Consider the following 16,199-nt stretch of genomic DNA (forward strand, 5'->3'; position numbering starts at 1 on the left):
CACTACACAAAATGTCATTATACTGTCACTATCCAAACCCAAAAGGAGATCTACAATGCAAGTATTTTCAAACGTTAAACCTCTCGCAGCACTCTTCATCGCGGCTATGTTCGTAAGTGGCGCTATGGCAGCTGATAGTAAATGTGGTGGTGATATGAACACTACGAAAGATGCGAAAGAGATGAAAAAACCAGCTGACGCTAAATGCGGAGGCGACAAAGCGAGTGATGCTAAAAAACCAGCTGATGCCAAATGTGGTGCTGCTAAATGCGGTGGCGAAAAGAAATAATCTGCAATGCGGTTATTTCTTGTTAACACAATGCAATCAATCGTATTGTTGAGCGTCAGAGTTATGTTGGCATATGGATTTTATGAACCATCTGTACGGAAGTGGAGCGATATTCACTCCGTTGCAGAGTGGTTTGAGACACTCAATATTCCTCTGCCTTTACTCAACGCTTACCTTTGCGCAAGCATTGAGAGTGTGGGTGTTGTTTTACTGATTTTAGGCTTGTTAACGAGATGGATTTCGTTACCATTAAGTGCTGTTATGGTGGTTGCAATTCTGAGCGTTCATTTAAGCAATGGCTTTAGTGCAACCGATGGAGGTTTTGAAATTCCTCTTTACTATCTGATATTTCTTGGGGTACTATGTGCCTTTGGCGCAGGAAAAATCAGCGTAGATTATTTTCTTTTTGAGAAAAAAAAGCCATCATCGTGTACGCCATAGCTTTGCAAAAGGCTATGGTATAATTGGCTTAAAAGGAAGTGGTCGATGAAAATTTTATTGCTAGAAGATGATCCAATTTTATCTGATATTCTACTCTGTCATCTGAATCGCCATCTTCATCAAACGACTCACTTTAGCGATGGGCAGTCGGCTTCTGATGCGCTCAGTATCCAAAAATTTGATCTTTTAATTCTTGATATTAATGTCCCAAAACTCAGTGGTATTGATCTTATTAAAGAAATTCGTACCTATAAGGACACGACACCTGCTATTATCATTACCGCATTTCAAGATACGGCTCATTTGAAAAAAGGATTTGAAAATGGTTGCGATGATTACATCAAAAAGCCTTTTGATCTTGAAGAGCTTGACTTACGCATTAAAAACATTCAAAAACGATTTAACCTTATCAATGAACAAGCCATCATTATCGATTCCCATCTTTCATTAATGGCTTCTAAAAACCGCTTGTATGTCAATGAAGTACCTTACACCCTGACGCGTAAAGAGTGCAAAATCTTACTCTATTTAAGTAACCACAAAAGTAAGGTTGTCTCCTCAGAAGAGCTGATGCAAAATTTATGGGATTATGATGAAATGCCTAGCGAAGCGACGATTAGGGTTTATATTAAAAATCTACGCAATATTATTGGAAAAGATAAAATTCAAACCGTTAGAGGGAATGGATATATTTTTGAATAAAGAAGAACAGGGCGCATTATGGCGATTTTTAATCATCTATGTTACTTCTGCACTCTTTCTCATGAGTATTATTGCTATCTTGTACTACAACAATGAAACCAATAAGCTTCATGAAAAACGTTCAATGGAAATTAAAACCGTTGTGATGAGTTACGAAAAAGAGTTGATGCAAGCGGAGATGGATAAAGTGCCGTATCTGTTTCATCCACCCAAAGAATTTTTCACGGTTGCTTTGTTAAAAGAGGATAAACAGACTCTTTTTTCAAGCTTTAAAACTCCGTTGCTTGATTTAAATACAACACCCTATGCTGTTCATCAATTAGCAACTCCCATTAATGGCGTAGCTTACATTGTTGTTGATGAAGACATGAGCGAACGAGAGATACTCAGGCTTAAATTTATTATTTTGTTTACGATGGTTATATCTGCGCTCTTTGTGGGTGTTGAAGGTTACTTTTTAAGCCGTTTGTTGCTTAAGCCAGTTCACTTGCGCATTGAAAAGCTCAATCATTTCATTAAAGACAGTTCTCATGAACTAAACACGCCCGTTGCCGCTTTAATGATGAGCGTTTCAAACTTGAAGCAAAGCTCTTTTAAAGATATACGTGTTATCAACCATATTTCCATTAGCACAAAACTCATTTCTCAAATTTACAATAGCCTGAGTTATATTGCGTTTCATGATATTGATGAAGTGTTTGAAGAGTCATTTGATCTTGCCCTTTTAATTCAAGAGAGTGTTGGATTTTTTAATGAAATAGCTTCCACAAAGGACAATATAATTACGGCACAACTTCAAACAACATTCGTTTACATGGATAAATCACGTATTCAAAAAGTGATCCATAATCTTCTCTCGAATGCTATTAAATACAGTTATCCCCAAACAGCGATTTGCGTTGAGCTTTCAGAACATCTTTTAACCGTTAAAAATGAAGGTATTGGCATTCATAAAGAGAATCAAAAGAGCATTTTTAAGCGTTTTGAGAGACGAAGCAATGCGGTGGGAGGCTTTGGTATAGGGCTGGATATTGTCAATTCTGTTTGTAAAAGGTATGATATAAAAGTATGGGTTGAATCCATCCCAAATAAAGAGACAACCTTCTTTTTACACTTTCCTATCACTCACATAGGTGTAAAAGATTAACTTCATTAATGCATTTATTCAACCAAGCCTAAATTCAAACTGTGCTAAGATGACTCTTATACTTTTACCTCTATTTTGGAAAAGAAAAGGAATTTTTTTATGGGAAACAGTGACGATTTAAAACAGACAAACAAACTGATACTACGTAATTTAGAACTCGAAGATTATGAGCAAGTTAAAAAGATTATGGACAGAGTTTACCCCACTCTTGGGGGTTGGACGATTGCAGAGTTTAGCGCACAACTGAGCACGTTTGCGGAAGGGCAAATCTGCATTGAAGATGATGGCAAAGTGATAGCCGCGGCACAGAGTTTGATCGTCGATTATGATAAATTTGGCGATCGCCATACCTACAACCAAATCACAGACAATGGACTCATCTCCACACACGATCCCAAAGGCAATACGCTGTACGGGTTAGACATTTTTGTTGACCCCGATTACCGAGGGCTTCGCCTAGGGCGCAGGCTTTACGATGCGCGTAAAGAGCTCTGCTACCGTCTGAATCTCAAACGTATTATCGCGGGAGGGCGCATTCCAGGCTACGCGGAACATGCGCATGAGATGACCCCTTCCAAATACATTGAACTCGTCAAAGACAAAGAGCTACGGGACCATGTTTTAGGCTTTCAACTGGCCAATGACTTTCATGTCAGGCGTGTTTTAAAAGGCTATCTCAAAGGGGACGCCGCATCTCGCGAGTATGCCACGCTTCTGGAGTGGAGTAATGTGGACTATGAAGAACCGCATACAAATCCAACGGTCAATCGTGGTATCGTGCGTGTGGGTATTGTGCAGTGGCAGATGCGCAGTGTTAAAAGTGTCGAAGAGTTTTTGGATCAAGTCGAGTTTTTTGTGGACGCGATGGCGGGCTACAATGCTGACTTTGTCCTTTTCCCTGAATTTTTCAATGCTCCACTCATGGCTTTACGCTCCGATGAAAACCCTGAAACGGCGATTCGTACTGTTGCGGCACACACAGACACCTTAGTTGAGAAAATAGGGCAATTTGCGGTGCGTTACAACATCAACATCATCGCAGGCAGTATGCCCGAATACGATGGCAATACACTCTACAACGCCAGTTATTTGTGCCGTCGTGATGGTACGAAAGATTCACAGAAAAAACTGCACATCACGCCCGATGAAGAGGCGTACTGGGGCATGCACGGAGGGGACAAACTCTGCGTGTTTGAAACCGATGTGGGACGTGTGGGCATTTTGGTCTGTTACGATGTCGAGTACCCCGAACTTCCACGCCTCTTAGCCGATCAAGGCATTGATATTCTTTTTGTGCCGTATTGGACAGATACCAAAAACAGTTACTTACGTGTGCGTCGTTGTGCACAAGCAAGGGCGATTGAAAACGAGTGTTATGTCGCTATTTCAGGCAGTGTCGGCACGCTTCCAAGGGTTGAAAACATGGATATTCAGTACTCTCAATCCGCGGTCTTTAGCCCGTCTGATTTTGCATTTCCGCACGATGCCACCATCGCCGAAGCAACGCCAAATACAGAGATGACCTTGGTCGCCGATCTTGATCTCAGTCTTTTAAAAGAGATACGTGAACGAGGAAGCGTGCGCAATTTACATGCACGCCGTAATGATTTGTATAGCTTGCGTTGGAAGGGTGACAAAGATGATTTTGTTGTCGTTAGCGGCTAGGTGATACGACTTTTTAGCGATGGCAGTGTCAATACCCAAACCCACGTTGGGTTTGGCGCGTATCTCATTGTGCTTGAAAATACGACGTTAGAAGCGCTTAAGACTTTACATGTAAAGGTCAAAGCCTTTACACAAACCTCTTCAACGAAGCTTGAACTTCAGACGTTACTATGGGCATTGGACGAGGTCAAAGATTTGGCGGATGAGATTGTGATTTACACCGATTCCCAAAATATTATCGGTTTGCCGAGCAGAAGAGAGCGGTTTGAGCGCAATGAGTATGCGACAAAACAGAAGAAGGTTCATGAGCATGCCGCGTTATACCAAACGTTTTACAGGGTAATGGATGAACTGAAGTGTTCTTTGGTGAAAGTAAAAGGGCATAAGCTCTCATGCGATAAAGATGAAATCGATCAGTACTTTACCTTAGTAGACCGTGCCTCGCGTGAAGCCCTTCGAAAAAGTAGTCTTTCCTAGTTTACATGTAAAACACGAAGAGAAAGTTAGGGGAGAACTTTCTCTTCGTGAGTGGCAAAAATTATTTGCCGAAATGTTTTGAAGCGTGGTGAAGCGTCGATTTGGTGGATTGCCAAATAGATTCAACCCCTTTTTTCATCTCATCAAATTTCTCTTCGCTTGCATCGGCAAGCTCTTGAAGTTTGGTTTTACCCTCACTCATTTTTTCTTCAAGTTGTTTGATCTGTTTATGCATCTCTATTTGAGCATTGGCACTCGCACCTGAAGCTTCCGCTTTAAATTTATCTACTTGTGCTTTGCAGGTGTCAAATTCTGCTTGTATTTTTTGTTCGTAAAGTTTTTTATCACTCATATTCGATCCTTTAGTTGTTTGTTATCATAAATATTGATGCAGATGCACGACACACAATGGAATAGAAAACTATGCAGTAGCTTTGAATCTTACAGAAGCATCTTCGAAGGCAATGACAATAGAATCCCACGTCTCTTCAAAGCTTTTTTTAGTTGATTCAAAGTTGCTTCCTGTCGTTTTATTGAGCTCTGCAAGTTTGTTTCTCCCTTCTTCAAGCTTACTCTCAAGCATTTTAACATGCTGGTTGAGTTCCACTTGAACATTGGTTCTAGCTGCAAATGATCGTGTTCGAAAGAGGATCATTCCCATTTTCCATTCGTTAAGTTGCGTCTGTTTTGTTTGTTCGTAAAGTTCTTTACTGCTCATTGAAATCCTTTTTTAGGGTAGATTTTATTCGTGTTAGTGTGATACGTCATCTGTCCTTGGGTTGGTTCGTACGTAGATAGTAAAAAAGTGTTGAAACGTGAAGTGCGCAGGGCTTACAAATGTTATTGAGCGATTCTTCCTCTCAGGACACGCTCGAATACGCCTCATTGTAAAAAATGACATTTAGAATACGGACGATGAGGGGTTGTGACTGATGTTACAAAGCCAGTGTTCCTATCAACCTCTTTCACTATACTCTTATTTGAACGATTGTGGTGCTTTTTGAAAATAGAATGGAAATAGAGGGGCGTTTCTTCTTAAAGTACCCATTATCATTTTTTGAAAACGGTTTGAGAGGTTACATGTAACCTCTCTTTTAGACTTTAAATTCATTCAGTTTTTCTTGGAGTGTCACACCCCATTTATCAAGCACGGTTGTAATTTCCATAATCTCTTCACTTTTTTGATAAGTTGCATGAAAGATTGTCTCTATTTGCAGTGAAGCTTCTTTGATTTGCTCCGTTTCTTCTTTGAGGTTGATGGATTTTGTTGCAATATCATTGGAGAGAGCTATGTTTTTATCGGCTACGTTGACGAGTTGCTCAAGTACGACGTTCGCATTGGTAGAGACATCTTGAAGAATGTTGATCTCAGAAGCATTGTCTTTCATCTGCTGACTGATGGAGGTGATGGAGCTCACGATGGAGGTAATGGTTGTATTGATCTCTTCAAGGCTTTTTTGTGTCTTCTCTGCCAAAAGTCTTACTTCATCCGCAACAACGGCAAATCCACGACCGTGTTCGCCTGCACGCGCTGCTTCAATGGCAGCATTAAGTGCCAATAAATTGGTTTGATCGGCGATATCGTCGATGACGCTGAGAATATTTTTGGTCTCTTGGGTATCTTTACTCAAAGCGTTGAGTTGTATGACGAGAAGATTCTCTTTTTGAACACTTTGAGCAATCTTTTCACCTAATTCGATGATGTTTCTTTGTGTATCGCCAAGATACGTACCGATCTGTTGCATCTGTGTTTTACTCGCATGCGCGTTGTGACTGATGTCGTCAAAAACAACTTGCATATTGTTGACATGCTTAGTACTCTCATCGATGATGATCTTCTCTTTTTGGGTTTGAGCATGAAAAAATGAGACGATGTGTTGCAGTTGCGCTGAGATTTGACTGTGCGTTGTGGCATGCGCTTGAAAGCCAAGAATGGCATGTCTGATTTTCTCTTTGAAAAAGACAACAGAGTCAAGCATTCTGGCAGATTCAGCATTGAAGCTGGTGTTGATCTTGATCTCTTTGGTCAGATCCATTGAGGCTAAAGCTTGGTTTATTTTAACACTGAGATCCACGCCCCATTTTTTTTCATCAATATCATGCACGATGAGGATCACGGCAATAGCGTATTGAATGATAGCTCCTAGTGTGCTGGTTGTAAAAAAATAGGCATTGAGTGGAAGGATCAAAAAAGCTGCAATGTGGATAACTCTCATTCTAAGAAACAGAGATTTCATTGTATTTCTCCTGTATGAAATAGAATTCACATTCTACTTCATACGCAAAAATAAAAGATTGATCTGTATCAAAAAATAAGATAATTTTACTCTCTTTTTAAAATAAACAGTTAAAAGTCTTTACATGTAAAAAATATGAAGAGAAAATATGAATACTTTCTCTTCGTTTTGATAGATTAGCGGTCGTATTTTTTAGCGTACTCCGCATCATTATAAATAGCTTCACCGTAAAGTTCTTTACCAAAGCTACGGATCACTTTTTGTCCATCCCCTTTGGTCACAAATTCAATAAACTTAGCACTCATGTTTTTTTGAGGTGTCTCTAAACCATTTTGTTTGAGAGCGTTATAGGTATTGACTAAGAAAATATCACCTCTAAAAAGGATTTTCATGTTTTTAAGCTCTTTTTGTGCTGCGACCCATGTGCTACTATCGGTCATAAAGTAAGCTCCTGTGGTATCGGCTTTTTTTAGCGTTGCTAACATGAAATCTTTGTTGATGGTATACCAACTACCTTCAGGTGAAATATTGGCTTTTTTCCAAATTTCAAGCTCTTTTTTATGCGTTCCTGAGTTGTCTGCACGGGTATAAAAAAGGGCTTTTTTGGCAGCAATGCGTGAGTATGCTTCGACGACACTGGAAGAGTCTTTAATGAGAGCCGGGTCTTTTTTGGGACCTGTAATGTAAAATTCATTCGACCCAATGAGAGAACGATCGCTTGCCCAGCCCTCTTTAAGAGCCTCTTTTTCGCCCTTTGGCGCATGCACCATAATCAAATCAACCTCTTTGTTTTTAAGCAATGAGAGAGATTCTCCCGAACCTGCTTTGATCCAACACAGTGACATATCATTTGATTTTGCAAACTCTTCCGCTAAGGCTTTAACAAGACCCAATTCCCCAGGGCTTCCTGTTGCAAGTTTGATCTCTAGTGCGCCCTTGCCATAACGCTCTGTGCAGTTTGCCGCAAACATGACACTACACAGTGCCAGTGTGGTAATGAGAACTTTTGTAAGCATAGAAACTCCTTTGATATATGTTTAGAATAACGTATCGCAAAGTTACTAATCTCTCATTTAAAAAGATGCGTTTGGTAGTAAAAAAATGACAAATGTTATAAATGAGCCTATTTCTGTTTCTCAAAGAAGCAATCAACCCAAAAGCTTTTACATGTAAAGCTTCTGATCCTCAACGAGTCCTAGTTTTCGTGCGATTGCCACAGCGGCTTCTCTGCCATCAAGGGCGGCATTGACCACCAAGTTTGCACCTCTGACTACATCGCCTCCTGCAAAGATAAATGGATGAGAGGTCTCTTTATGTTCATCCACAATCAGCGTATTGGATTTACCAATGGCGAGGTTGAGTTCATCGTAAAAGTCAAAATGTTTAGCTTGAAAGCCAAGGGCAAGAATGATACTGTCGGCGGGTAGCGTTTGAAAGCTTTGCGGTTTAGTTTGAAGACGGTTATTTTCATCGGTATAGGTTTCAAGAATTTCAAGCCCAACGACACGATGCTCAGCATCCACAATCGCTTTTTTAGGCAGTGCGTTAAAGATAAACTGCACCCCTTCTTCTTTGGCGTTAATCACTTCTGCTCGACTTCCCGGCATACTCGCTTCATCTCTTCGGTACACACAGGTGACACTTTTGGCTTTATGACGAATGGCAGTACGAAGGGCATCCATCGCAGAGTCACCACCACCGATAACGACAACATGTTTATTGCGTAAGATTGATTTTTGAAGCGCATGGTCGAAAAGATTTTTTTGCGTCTGAGTGAGTAGGGTCATGACTTGATAAACCCCATTGGCATCTTCATTTTCCATGTCGGCACTGCGACCTTTAGGCACACCAAGCCCCAAAAAGACGGCATCAAATTTTTCTTGAAGCTCACTGAGGCTTACATCTTTTCCCACTTCGGTATTAAGATGCACTTTCATGCCTGCTTCTTTCATCCACTCAAAACGTCTTAAGATGACGCTTTTAGGAAGTTTAAAATTAGGAATGCCGTACATTAATAGCCCACCTACACGGTTTTCTCGTTCAAACATTTCCACTTCAATGTTGGAGCGCAGTAAAAAGGTCGCGCAGCTAAGACCTGCTGGTCCACTGCCGACAACGGCAACTTTAAACTTTCGTCCATCTGCTTGACCATAATCAGGAATAGCCCCTTGCTCATACGCTTTTTCATTGAGAAAGACTTCCACATTACCGATGGAAACGGCATGATACTCTGTTTTTTCGAGTGTACATGAACTTTCGCACAGTCCTTTTTTAGGACAAACGCGACCCAGAATTTCAGGAAAAGGAGATCTGGCATTGGAGAACTCAAACGCTCCTAGATAGTCGTGTTCATAGGTTTTTTTAAGCCATCTTGGAATGTTGTTATTGAGAGGGCACCCCGTGCGACAAAACTTGAATTCACTCTCAAGTCCACGTAAAAGATCAATGGGGCATTGCAAACAACGGCTTGCTTGCGCCTTGGCTTCACTTTCTTCAAAGTTGTGATAGATCGGGTAATAATCCTCAATGCGCTCAACGGCGGGGCGTTTTTTTGGATAGGCTTTTGCGATTGTTTTATATTCTCTCATGCTATTCCTCTATGATCTCTATACTTTTTACATGTAACTCTTGTCCGCCTATCATGGCGACATCCTCGCTATAACATTTCGGACAGATAAAATGGTTCTCTTTTACGACACTTTGCTCATGACACGAGGCGCACAAAAGTACCACGTCACACAGCTCTATACTCAGCGTGGCATCATGGCAGATGGTCTCTTCTTTAAAGGTATCAAAACACTGTTCTAAAAAATGAATTTCAATGCCACTGAGCCTTCCCACACTGATTGTAAGGCTTTTGATTGCTTTGGCATGATGCCTCTTCGCCTCTTTTTCGCACAGATCAATGAGTGAAGCGACGATGGAGTATTCATGCATAAAAACTTAGCCTTTTTGCGCCATCAATTTTGTGTATTCGTCATAATCCACTACCGAAATAGCACTGGTTGTGCAGACACGAATGCACGAAGGTCCCTCTGGGCGTTTAAAGCAGAGATTGCATTTCACAGCGATACGACGATCTTCTTTTTGAATCATCGTAATAGCGCCATATGGGCACACCAACGAACAACACCCACACCCAACACACGCCTCCTCATGAATCTTGATAAAATCATCCATTTTTTCAATGACACCATGCGGGCAGACCGCTAAACACGAAGGTGATTCGCAGTGCATACACTGAAGAGGGGACGTTTTACCTTCAAACTTGATCACACGGTTACGCGAAATAAGCGGTACTTTGGTTTCATAAGCTTCTTCAAACGTAATGCCTTGAAAACTGGCCGCACAGGCTAACTCACAACTTAAACATCCGACACATTTGGTACTGTCAGCAAAGATAAAATGGTTTCGCATCTTAACGCTCGGTACAAGAGATACAAGGATCGATGCTATTAAAAATGAGTGCAACATCCTCAATATTATTGTTTGGCATCATCACTTTAAGCGCCTCCCAGTTCATGTAGGTCGGCACGCGCCACTTCATACGCTCTGGTTTTTGGGTGCCATTGGTTTTGAGATAATAAACCAGCTCACCGCGTGGTGCTTCGGTGCGAGAGACAGCTTCACCTTCAAGAATGTGTGTGCGTGTTGGAAGTACAACATCTCCCGTTGGCATGGAATCCAGTGCCTGATGGAGCAGTTTCATGGACTCTAAGATTTCATACAGTCTTACTTTGGCACGTGAAAGCACATCGCCATCTTTTTGGAGTGCAACATCAAAGTGTAGGTTGGCATATGCGGCATAAGGAGCGCGTTTTCGTACATCATTGTTGACACCACTTGCACGTGCTACTGGACCTACAACGCCTAGTCTCAGGGCATCTTCATAACTAAGTACGCCAACTCCTCCAATACGCACGATCAGCGTTGGGTCAGTTTCAAACAGAGCGATAAACGCTTCAATTTTAGGTTTATTTTTATCCAGCGTCGCTTTGATAGAAGCGATCAGTGTAGCGTCCAGATCAAACTTCACGCCACCAATCGTATTGGCACTTAAGTCCATGCGATTGCCCCAAATGGCTTCTTTCAGGTCTTGAAAATCTTCACGTGTCTCTAAAAACTGTGTCATCAAGGTTTTGTTATGAATGAGATGGCTAAGCATACCAAGGTTAAAGAGATGACTGGCTATACGTTTGATCTCATCGGCCACAACACGTAAGTAAAGGGCGCGCTCAGGCAGGCTGAGTCCTGCGATCTTCTCCACCGCCATGCAGTAGGTAAAGGGATGGTTGTTGGAGCAGAGTGCACAGACTTTCTCAGTGATGATCAGGTTTTGTAAGAAGTTTCGTTGAAGCACGATAGATTCAATGCCACGATGAACAAACCCGTTGATCATATCAACACTGTGAATCGTTTTTCCATCACTGTTGGGTTCGATTTTAAAGTAAACGGGCTCTTCAAGCGCCACGTCAAAAGGTCCTAAAATCACTTTTGTTTTATCCACGGTTGATCCCTTCTTCTGCTTTAACTTTACTCCAAAGTTCTTGGCTTACTTTGCCACTCATGGCTGAAGAGAGCGAGTAATACTCTTCAAGTACGCTCTCCTTAATGGACTCATCCAAAAAGAGGCGTTTGGGATTGGGATGGTTCAAGATGGCTATACCATAGATTTCGCTAAGCTCCCTTTCTGTCCAGTCGGCACTTTTAAACAGAGGCGTGATGGAGGGAACGCTTTTGTCGGTGATGTGCAGTTTCACATTGAGCATGATGCCATCAAGGTCAAAATGGTAGACCAGCTCATGCCCCTTTTCTTTTTCATAAGCAGTGATCATACAGACTCGAGCGTTCATTGTCTGTAAGATCTCTGCAAGTTGTGAAAGCATATTTTTAGCATCTATCTCGCACCAAAGACTGTCACCTTTTACGTCAAAGTGAGCATTAATTTTGAGTGTGGAAAGAATATCGTTTAACTTTACATGTAAAGATTTCATTTAAAGGACTCGCTTTGCAAAAGTATGGTCACGTCTGCATTTAGGACAGAGGTTAAAGAGCGATACAAGCTCTTCACTCACGTTTTTAAACCCTTTTTGCAGCATGGTTTGAGGTACATTTATCATGGGTTCATGACATTTTTGGCATTCACCATATTCGACCATATTGGCAGTAATGGAGGTGTATTTTTCATTTTGCGGTGTTGCTTCCGCCAAGGTATTACTTAAAGCAATAGCGCCTGTGGGACAAAAATAAGTACAGTTACCGCATACGGTACAGGTGTTGTGCCAAATAATAAAGTCATAGCTTTTGTGTGGCTCAACACAGGAGATATTAATCGCTCCAGCAGGGCAGACAAACACACACGTTTGGCAGAGCACGCATAGCTCTTTGTTAAAGGTGATTTTTCCTTTGTAGGCATTCATGCGTTCACCTTCTCTTTCCAAAGCGAACACGCTTGAATGAGTCCATCCACAATGCTCTGAGGGGAAGGAGGGCAACCTGCGATGTTGACATCCACATTCACAAAACGATCGAGTGGTCCTTCGATAGAGTAGCTATCGCGAAACACGCCACCCGTTATTGGACAAATTCCCATCGCAACCACGACTTTTTCATCAGGCAAACGTTTAAGCGTAGCTTCTAAAAAAGGTTTGGAACGTGTGGTGATAGAACCCGTGACGATGACAATATTTGCCTCTTCAGGATTGTTTGTGTAGGTGCAATGAAGGGTATCAAAACCAAATTTAGGAACAAGGATGCTTGCTAAGAGCTCGACATCACAGCCATTGCAGGAACCTGCGTTGATACGATAAACGTTGATATTATCTACCATAAAGGGTCTCTTTAAAGTGCAATTTTTTAAAAATTAATTAATTAAATCTGTAAAGATTGAATTAAAGTTTGTATTGTAACACAATAATGAATGATTTTAGAAGATTTAATCATGTATTACATCACAAAAAAAGCGCTATAGTGCAAAGAATTTTGGGATGAAAAAGGTAAAATACTCTATTTTACATGTAAAGGATAAAAATGCCAAAAAGAGAAGAGGCGTTTGCTTTGCTTAAAGCCTATAACGGCGATGCGCTTGTGACTCATGGTCTTGCCGTTGAGGGAACGATGCGTTACTTTGCAACCAAAGCGGGTGAAGATGAAGAAACATGGGGTATTGTTGGGCTTTTGCACGATATTGACTATGAAAAATTCCCTGAGCTTCACTGTCACAAAGGTGCGGAAATACTCAAAGAACAGGGGTATTCAGAAGTCATTATTCGCGCGATGATGTCCCATGGATGGGGTATTTGCACCGACGTTGAACCACACAGTCAAATGGAAAAAACGCTTTATGCAGTGGATGAACTGACCGGTCTTATTACTGCGTGTGCACTGGTTCGTCCTAGTAAATCAGTCATGGACTTAGAGCTTTCATCGGTGAAGAAAAAGTTTAAGACAGCCTCTTTTGCGGCAGGTGCGAGTAGGGAAGTGATTCAAAAAGGCGCAGACATGCTTGGTGTGAGTCTCGATGAACTTATCGTTGATGTGATCGCTGCCATGAGAGCAATCGCACCAAATCTTGGATTAGAGCTCAAAAACTAATTCAGCGACGACGCCTTTTGGAAGGCGCAGGGGCTTTTTTCACAATAGGGCGGTAATCGACGATGGTTGCTGTCCCTTTTCCCGGGTAACGATTCATCTCAAAATGCTCACCGAGTTTGGCAAGAAGTGATGTGATCTTACTTGAACCATAGGTGCGTGGGTCAAAGTCAGGCGATTGACGTTTGATGTACGCACCCGCAGCCGATACACTTGCCCAACCCTCATCATCTTGAGTCTTTTCCCATCCGATGAGTAGTAGTTTGATAAGCTCTTTGAGACCATCGTCATTGGATGCTTTATTGGTGGTTTTAATTTCTTCTGGCACATCCTCAAGGGGTTCGGCATTGACACTAAGATTTTCGGTGAAGATAAAATCATCGCAGGCATTACGAAACGAAATAGGTGTTTTGTGTTCGCCAAATCCGAAGACATAAATCTCTGATTCTTTCAGGCGAGAGGCAAGCTTGGTAAAGTCACTGTCACTGGAGACCAGTGCGAAGGCATCAAACTTTTGGGTGTAAAGCAGATCCATTGCATCAATAATCATGGAAGCATCTGTCGAATTTTTCCCTGTTGTATAAGCAAACTGTTGAATAGGCTGTACCGCAAGCTCGTTGAGAATCTCTTTCCAGTTTTTAAGGTAACTGCTTGACCAGTCACCATAGGCTCGCTTAACAATGATATGACCATGGGTGGAGAGTTCTGCAAGAATCAGTTCGATCTTGCTTTGTTGGGCATTATCTGCATCTATGAGGACAACAATTCGTTTTTCTTCACTAATATTTTTCATCGAAATGCCTTTAAATCTAATGGAAGCATTATAGCCTAGTTATGATCTCTTAGCGTTTTGTATGCTTCTCCATAAGTAGGGCAAAAAGAGTGCGATGATAAGAAGAGCAGAGCATCCCTCTAAAATAAGAGTTTCCTCTGCTCCTATATAATGAGAAATCGTTCCGATCAAGAGTGCACCGAGAGGTTGCATACCAAAGAAAGCCATCGCGAAATAGCTAATGACACGCCCCCGCATTTCACTTGAAGAGGTGGTTTGAAGCAAGGTATTGATGATGGTAACATGTAACATCATACCAAAGCCCGCAAGGGTGCAAAATAAAAAAGAAAAGCTGAGCGTATGGGAGAGGGCAAAAAAGAGTATGCCTAAGCCAAAAAGCGTGGTAGCGATGATCAGTAATTTTCTGAGATTGTTATTGGTTCTTAAAGAAGCCAACAGTATGGCGCCACTTAAAGCTCCCACGCCCACAAAACTGTTCAAATACCCATAAATCGTCGCATCTCCTCCTAATGTTTCCTTGGCAATAATGGGAAACAAGGTTGTATAAGGAAGTACGAGCAGACTCATAAGAGAAAGCAGTAAGACCAAGACACCAAGAGAGGGCGTTGATTTGAGATAATGCAAACCGTCTTTAAGATCAGCAAATATTTTTTGTGTATGCGCTTGGGGAATATACGCGGGTAATTTCATTGCAAGCAGTGAAACAATAACCGCAATAAAACTCAGAGCATTAAGCATAAAACAGATACCTGCTCCAAACGTTTCGAGGATAAAACCCGCAACAGCAGGACCGATGAGACGGGCTAGATTGACCATGGTCGAATTCAGTGCTATCGCATTGCCCACATCTTCCTTTCGCTCAACCATGTAATGTACTAAAGATTGACGTGCTGGGACATCAAACGCATTGACAATGCCCAATAGGACACTAAGAACAATAAGCTCTACCACCGAATAATCCGTAAAAACAACCACCAACGTCATCGCAATGGCTTGTACCATCGAAGCAATCTGAGTGAGGAGAAGGACTTTAAAACGATCATACCTATCGGCGATCGTACCGCCAAGCAGTGAAAATAGAAACGAAGGAAATTGGCTTGCAAACACACTAAGACCTAGTATAAAAGCAGAGTTCGTTTGCATGTAGATAACCCAATAAACGGCAGTACGTTGCATCCATGTGCCCATCAAAGAGATGGATTGTCCTGAAAAAAAGAGTCGATAATTGCGGCTTTGAAAAGCCCTGAAGGTGTTGATGTTCATTTTTTGCTCTTATTTTCTATTGCGTAATGCTGCAACAATCTGATCTGTATCTCCTATCTCCCCAATACGAGGGAAAATAGTGTTAATACTGTGCTGATGTGCCTCTAAAATTGAGTCACTCATCGCATCGATTGCAAAGCTAATGTTGTAGCCAAGCTCACTGGCTGCGCGTGCTGTTCCTTCCACTCCAATACTTGTGGCAATTCCTGCTAAAACAATGCCTGTGATATTTCGCTTTTGTAAAGCTTCATGCAAAGGTGTATTGTAAAAAGCATTCCATGTCTGTTTGGTAATAAAAACATCCTCAGGCTTTGTGTGAATCTCTTCCACAATTTTTGTAAAATCAGCACTTAGTGTTGGCGAAGAATGTTGAGCATTACCCTCTTTGCGTGACTTTGTCCACGGTGCATTGGTTGGATCAACATTAACGATGACAATGGGGAGTGTTGCGATACGAAAAGCATTGATGAGGTCTATTACTTTGGCAAGAAGTTCTTTTCTTGGGTGAATACGAGGGACATGCACGATACCTTCTTGTAAATCAATTAAAATAAGGGCAGTATGCTTATCAAGAGCTGTTATCATGGCAATATC

The 16,199-nt window shown here is 41.5% G+C and carries 21 protein-coding genes; 7 read left to right on the forward strand and 14 right to left on the reverse strand.

The features are described 5' to 3' along the window. The first annotated feature begins 55 nt into the window (after positions 1–55). The 6 genes from FA584_RS05590 (at position 56) to FA584_RS05615 (ending at position 4,721) form a co-directional block, all read left to right on the forward strand. Complete coding sequence (locus FA584_RS05590) at positions 56–289, forward strand: hypothetical protein (RefSeq protein ID WP_167750476.1); 234 nt, start codon at positions 56–58, stop codon at positions 287–289. Positions 290–295: 6 nt separating this feature from the next. Further along, a complete protein-coding gene (locus FA584_RS05595) occupies positions 296–730 on the forward strand; it encodes an HvfX family Cu-binding RiPP maturation protein (RefSeq protein ID WP_167750477.1) in 435 nt (144 codons plus the stop codon). A gap of 45 nt (positions 731–775) precedes the next feature. Next, positions 776–1,432, forward strand: a complete 657-nt coding sequence (locus FA584_RS05600) for a response regulator transcription factor (protein ID WP_167750478.1) — start codon at positions 776–778, stop codon at positions 1,430–1,432. Further along, positions 1,425–2,579 carry a sensor histidine kinase gene (locus tag FA584_RS05605; RefSeq protein ID WP_167750479.1) on the forward strand — a complete coding sequence of 385 codons (1,155 nt, stop codon included), beginning with the start codon at positions 1,425–1,427 and terminating at the stop codon, positions 2,577–2,579. The genes FA584_RS05600 and FA584_RS05605 overlap by 8 nt, the downstream gene beginning before the upstream one ends. Before the next feature lie 99 nt (positions 2,580–2,678). Next, positions 2,679–4,244, forward strand: coding sequence for a bifunctional GNAT family N-acetyltransferase/carbon-nitrogen hydrolase family protein (locus tag FA584_RS05610; protein WP_167750480.1), 1,566 nt, complete (start codon positions 2,679–2,681; stop codon positions 4,242–4,244). Then, positions 4,245–4,721 (forward strand): ribonuclease HI, encoded by a 477-nt coding sequence (locus tag FA584_RS05615; protein ID WP_167750481.1) that lies wholly within the window; start codon positions 4,245–4,247, stop codon positions 4,719–4,721. Between the two features lie 61 nt (positions 4,722–4,782). Here FA584_RS05615 and FA584_RS05620 read toward each other — a convergent pair whose 3' ends face one another. From FA584_RS05620 to FA584_RS05670, 11 genes are all read right to left on the reverse strand, one after another. Continuing rightward, the gene (locus FA584_RS05620) at positions 4,783–5,073 is read right to left on the reverse strand and encodes a sll1863 family stress response protein (protein WP_167750482.1); all 291 of its coding nucleotides are present in this window, start codon (positions 5,071–5,073) and stop codon (positions 4,783–4,785) included. 69 nt (positions 5,074–5,142) lie between these two features. Continuing rightward, positions 5,143–5,439 carry a sll1863 family stress response protein gene (locus FA584_RS05625; RefSeq protein WP_096046482.1) on the reverse strand — a complete coding sequence of 99 codons (297 nt, stop codon included), beginning with the start codon at positions 5,437–5,439 and terminating at the stop codon, positions 5,143–5,145. 376 nt (positions 5,440–5,815) lie between these two features. Further along, positions 5,816–6,958, reverse strand: a complete 1,143-nt coding sequence (locus tag FA584_RS14780) for a methyl-accepting chemotaxis protein (RefSeq protein WP_167750483.1) — start codon at positions 6,956–6,958, stop codon at positions 5,816–5,818. Positions 6,959–7,134: 176 nt separating this feature from the next. Then, positions 7,135–7,974 (reverse strand): ABC transporter substrate-binding protein, encoded by an 840-nt coding sequence (locus FA584_RS05635; protein WP_167750484.1) that lies wholly within the window; start codon positions 7,972–7,974, stop codon positions 7,135–7,137. 147 nt (positions 7,975–8,121) lie between these two features. Then, a complete protein-coding gene (locus tag FA584_RS05640; protein WP_167750485.1) occupies positions 8,122–9,546 on the reverse strand; it encodes a glutamate synthase subunit beta in 1,425 nt (474 codons plus the stop codon). A 1-nt stretch (position 9,547) separates the two neighbouring features. Beyond that, positions 9,548–9,895, reverse strand: coding sequence for a hydrogenase maturation nickel metallochaperone HypA/HybF (locus FA584_RS05645; protein WP_096046486.1), 348 nt, complete (start codon positions 9,893–9,895; stop codon positions 9,548–9,550). Positions 9,896–9,901: 6 nt separating this feature from the next. After that, positions 9,902–10,375 carry a 4Fe-4S dicluster domain-containing protein gene (locus FA584_RS05650; protein WP_096046487.1) on the reverse strand — a complete coding sequence of 158 codons (474 nt, stop codon included), beginning with the start codon at positions 10,373–10,375 and terminating at the stop codon, positions 9,902–9,904. 1 nt (position 10,376) lies between these two features. Next, positions 10,377–11,465 carry a hydrogenase large subunit gene (locus FA584_RS05655; RefSeq protein WP_167750486.1) on the reverse strand — a complete coding sequence of 363 codons (1,089 nt, stop codon included), beginning with the start codon at positions 11,463–11,465 and terminating at the stop codon, positions 10,377–10,379. Continuing rightward, positions 11,458–11,952, reverse strand: coding sequence for an NADH-quinone oxidoreductase subunit C (locus FA584_RS05660; RefSeq protein WP_167750487.1), 495 nt, complete (start codon positions 11,950–11,952; stop codon positions 11,458–11,460). Before FA584_RS05660 ends, FA584_RS05655 begins: the two co-directional genes overlap by 8 nt. After that, a complete protein-coding gene (locus FA584_RS05665; RefSeq protein WP_167750488.1) occupies positions 11,953–12,378 on the reverse strand; it encodes a 4Fe-4S dicluster domain-containing protein in 426 nt (141 codons plus the stop codon). Next, complete coding sequence (locus FA584_RS05670) at positions 12,375–12,788, reverse strand: NADH-quinone oxidoreductase subunit B family protein (protein WP_167750489.1); 414 nt, start codon at positions 12,786–12,788, stop codon at positions 12,375–12,377. The genes FA584_RS05665 and FA584_RS05670 overlap by 4 nt, the downstream gene beginning before the upstream one ends. Positions 12,789–12,988: 200 nt before the next feature. On the opposite strand from FA584_RS05670, the gene FA584_RS05675 reads away from it, so the two are divergent. Next, entirely contained in the window at positions 12,989–13,552 is a 564-nt protein-coding gene (locus tag FA584_RS05675; RefSeq protein WP_167750490.1) for an HDIG domain-containing metalloprotein, read from the forward strand. A 1-nt stretch (position 13,553) separates the two neighbouring features. Here the strand turns inward: FA584_RS05675 and FA584_RS05680 are convergent, their stop codons facing one another. From FA584_RS05680 to FA584_RS05690, 3 genes are read right to left on the reverse strand one after another with little or no spacing between them, the layout of a single operon-like run. Further along, on the reverse strand, positions 13,554–14,342 hold the full coding sequence (locus FA584_RS05680) for an NYN domain-containing protein (protein ID WP_167750491.1): 789 nt from the start codon (positions 14,340–14,342) through the stop codon (positions 13,554–13,556). Positions 14,343–14,381: 39 nt separating this feature from the next. After that, positions 14,382–15,605 (reverse strand): MFS transporter, encoded by a 1,224-nt coding sequence (locus tag FA584_RS05685; protein WP_167750492.1) that lies wholly within the window; start codon positions 15,603–15,605, stop codon positions 14,382–14,384. Between the two features lie 9 nt (positions 15,606–15,614). Beyond that, positions 15,615–16,190, reverse strand: coding sequence for an isochorismatase family protein (locus tag FA584_RS05690; RefSeq protein WP_167750493.1), 576 nt, complete (start codon positions 16,188–16,190; stop codon positions 15,615–15,617). Positions 16,191–16,199: the final 9 nt, after the last annotated feature.

The organism is Sulfurospirillum diekertiae (assembly GCF_011769985.2).
Classification (GTDB): domain Bacteria; phylum Campylobacterota; class Campylobacteria; order Campylobacterales; family Sulfurospirillaceae; genus Sulfurospirillum; species Sulfurospirillum diekertiae.

Bases quoted from the DNA above. Each gene is read 5' to 3' on its own strand.
- FA584_RS05590 (WP_167750476.1), top strand. From the start codon at position 56: ATGCAAGTATTTTCAAACGTTAAACCTCTCGCAGCACTCTTCATCGCG.
- FA584_RS05595 (WP_167750477.1), top strand. From the start codon at position 296: ATGCGGTTATTTCTTGTTAACACAATGCAATCAATCGTATTGTTGAGC.
- FA584_RS05600 (WP_167750478.1), top strand. From the start codon at position 776: ATGAAAATTTTATTGCTAGAAGATGATCCAATTTTATCTGATATTCTA.
- FA584_RS05610 (WP_167750480.1), top strand. From the start codon at position 2,679: ATGGGAAACAGTGACGATTTAAAACAGACAAACAAACTGATACTACGT.
- FA584_RS05620 (WP_167750482.1), bottom strand. From the start codon at position 5,073: ATGAGTGATAAAAAACTTTACGAACAAAAAATACAAGCAGAATTTGAC.
- FA584_RS05625 (WP_096046482.1), bottom strand. From the start codon at position 5,439: ATGAGCAGTAAAGAACTTTACGAACAAACAAAACAGACGCAACTTAAC.
- FA584_RS14780 (WP_167750483.1), bottom strand. From the start codon at position 6,958: ATGAAATCTCTGTTTCTTAGAATGAGAGTTATCCACATTGCAGCTTTT.
- FA584_RS05635 (WP_167750484.1), bottom strand. From the start codon at position 7,974: ATGCTTACAAAAGTTCTCATTACCACACTGGCACTGTGTAGTGTCATG.
- FA584_RS05640 (WP_167750485.1), bottom strand. From the start codon at position 9,546: ATGAGAGAATATAAAACAATCGCAAAAGCCTATCCAAAAAAACGCCCC.
- FA584_RS05645 (WP_096046486.1), bottom strand. From the start codon at position 9,895: ATGCATGAATACTCCATCGTCGCTTCACTCATTGATCTGTGCGAAAAA.
- FA584_RS05650 (WP_096046487.1), bottom strand. From the start codon at position 10,375: ATGCGAAACCATTTTATCTTTGCTGACAGTACCAAATGTGTCGGATGT.
- FA584_RS05660 (WP_167750487.1), bottom strand. From the start codon at position 11,952: ATGAAATCTTTACATGTAAAGTTAAACGATATTCTTTCCACACTCAAA.
- FA584_RS05665 (WP_167750488.1), bottom strand. From the start codon at position 12,378: ATGAATGCCTACAAAGGAAAAATCACCTTTAACAAAGAGCTATGCGTG.
- FA584_RS05670 (WP_167750489.1), bottom strand. From the start codon at position 12,788: ATGGTAGATAATATCAACGTTTATCGTATCAACGCAGGTTCCTGCAAT.
- FA584_RS05675 (WP_167750490.1), top strand. From the start codon at position 12,989: ATGCCAAAAAGAGAAGAGGCGTTTGCTTTGCTTAAAGCCTATAACGGC.
- FA584_RS05680 (WP_167750491.1), bottom strand. From the start codon at position 14,342: ATGAAAAATATTAGTGAAGAAAAACGAATTGTTGTCCTCATAGATGCA.
- FA584_RS05685 (WP_167750492.1), bottom strand. From the start codon at position 15,605: ATGAACATCAACACCTTCAGGGCTTTTCAAAGCCGCAATTATCGACTC.
- FA584_RS05690 (WP_167750493.1), bottom strand. From the start codon at position 16,190: ATGATAACAGCTCTTGATAAGCATACTGCCCTTATTTTAATTGATTTA.